This is a genomic window from Vibrio sp. Vb1554 (assembly GCF_033344235.1).
The window spans coordinates 1-2,209 of record NZ_JAWPOJ010000085.1 but is presented as its reverse complement, the minus strand read 5'-3'; the positions used below and the strand labels follow the sequence as shown (position 1 = coordinate 2,209).

Here is a 2,209-nt window from a genome sequence, read left to right as displayed (position 1 = left end):
TGGATTACCAGTATTTAGTGATGAGCTCGCTCGCGAGTACATAAGCAATGATGAACATCATCAGTGCAACGGCGATATCGATGCCTTTTTTTACTTTCGGTTTAGATAGCGTAGGCCCGAGTTTTGCGGCGCCCATCGACAAGGTATAGAACCAAACAAATGACGCCATAATAGTGCCTAACGCGAAAGCGATTCGATCATGGCCTTCAAATTGTCCACCGATTGAGCCTAAGATAACAACGGTATCTAAGTACAAATGTGGGTTGAGCACGGTGACAGCTAATGCGCCTAAAATGACCGTTCGGCGTCCACGAGCTACGACTTCCCCTTTTGATTCCGATTCATTCTCTGGCTTGAATGCGCTTTTAAGCGAAAGTAGTCCATAGAAGCTCAGGAAGGCAATACCACCAAGCGTCACCGATGTCAGTAGGATTTCATTTTGAGACAGAATAGCACCACCACCAAAGATACCTAGAGAAATGAAGATCATATCTAGGACGCTACAAATAGTGGCTGTCGTCAGGTGGTGATTGCGCTTTATGCCTTGATTCAAAACATACGCATTTTGTGCTCCGATCGGAATGATCATCGATGCCCCTAAACCAAATCCTTGCAATAAAACCCAAAAGCTCACGATACACCTCAAATAATTAAGAAAACGACAGAGACGAGAAAGATAATGGCTTTGGTTAAATAAGTATAATTAATGATTTTAATATATTATTAGAGTTACTTATTTAACGGTTTGGTGTTGGTTTTTTGGGAGAAAGTGAATGCGAGGGTTGGATTACAAATGGATAGAAGCCTTGGATGCCGTTGTTTATCAAGGCAGTTTTGAACGAGCTGCTGAGCATCTGTTTGTCTCACAATCTGCCATTTCGCAGCGTATTAAACAGCTCGAAAAATTCTTGGCGCAACCTGTGTTAATTCGAGAGCAGCCACCCAAGCCAACTCCCATTGGGAAAAAACTATTGGGGCTTTACCGCCGAGTTCGGTTGCTAGAGCACGAAATTTTACCTGAGATCAAAAACGATACTACAACGCGTCCAGTGCAACTGTCTTTGGCTACTAACGCCGACAGTTTGGCAACGTGGTTACTGCCAGCTTTACAAGACGTCATGAAAACTCGTCAAGTAGAGTTGAAGCTGACGATTTACGGTGAATCACGTTCAATAGAAAAACTGAAAAGTGGTGAGGTCGCAGGGGCGATCAGTTTAGAGTCTCAAGCGATACCAAATTGTCGCGCCGATTACTTAGGACGAAGTGATTACGTTTGTGTGGCTAACCCTGAGTTTTATCAGCGTTACTTTTCTGAAGGTGTAAACAATCAGACCTTAGCAAAGGCGCCAGCGGTTTCCTACGATCAGTATGATGACTTACATAAAAAGTTTCTCACGGAGCATTTCAATGTGCGTCCTGATAGCGTTATTCATCACAACATCAGCAGCTCAGAGGCTTTTCTCAAAATGGCGTTAGCTGGAGTGGCATATTGTTTGATCCCTCGTCTGCAAATTACTGATGAGCTAGAGCAAGGCTCGTTAATTGATATTACGCCTGGCTTCCTGATGTCTTATCGTATTTATTGGCACCATTGGCAGTTGGAAACTGGCGTATTGCAGGAGATTTCACAAGCGATTGTCAATTATGCACAGCGTCATTTACCACAGTAGTGATTGAATAGACGGCCATTTCTGACGAATATTAAATGACGAATGGTTGAAATTACACCAAAGTTACACAGTCAAAGTTGTGTTAGAAGTGAAGTTAGGAGCTTGGATAATCACCGGAAGTTTCTATTATGAAACCACTTACTCCTACAGCTCGGCGACTTAACAAAGTCGGTGATGCTGATTTGTGGAGACACTTCACTATTGATATGGATGGATTTGTCGAATGAAACTGTATTCGTGTTTGCTGGCTTCAGCTCTTAGTCTTAGCAGTGTTTCAGTCTTGGCTGATGTGCCTGAATTTGCTCACGTAACAACAACGGGTTACGGTGAGGTGGTCGCAACACCAGACATGGCGACCTTTTCTGTAAAAGTGGTGGATACCACCATGACAGCGGAACAAGCAAAACAATCAGTCGATAAAACAGTCGAAGATTTTCTCCAATATCTGTCTGATGCTGGTTTATCAAAGGACAATATCACCAGCTCAAACCTGTATCTTGCGCCTCAGTATCACTACCCTAAATCGGGCAAAGCGGAGT

3 protein-coding genes are annotated in these 2,209 nt (G+C 43.4%); 2 read left to right on the top strand and 1 reads right to left on the bottom strand.

Annotated features, from left to right (window positions below):
* Positions 1-4: 4 nt before the first annotated feature.
* Positions 5-634, bottom strand: coding sequence for a LysE/ArgO family amino acid transporter (locus tag R8N28_RS23770; RefSeq protein WP_318183495.1), 630 nt, complete (start codon positions 632-634; stop codon positions 5-7).
* Between the two features lie 139 nt (positions 635-773).
* Here R8N28_RS23770 and R8N28_RS23765 point away from each other — a divergent pair, with 139 nt between their 5' ends.
* Together R8N28_RS23765 and R8N28_RS23760 are read left to right on the top strand one after the other, a co-directional pair.
* Positions 774-1,670 carry a LysR family transcriptional regulator ArgP gene (locus tag R8N28_RS23765; RefSeq protein ID WP_318183494.1) on the top strand — a complete coding sequence of 299 codons (897 nt, stop codon included), beginning with the start codon at positions 774-776 and terminating at the stop codon, positions 1,668-1,670.
* Positions 1,671-1,893: 223 nt separating this feature from the next.
* The coding region (locus R8N28_RS23760; RefSeq protein ID WP_318183493.1) for an SIMPL domain-containing protein at positions 1,894-2,209 on the top strand (316 nt) is incomplete at its 3' end.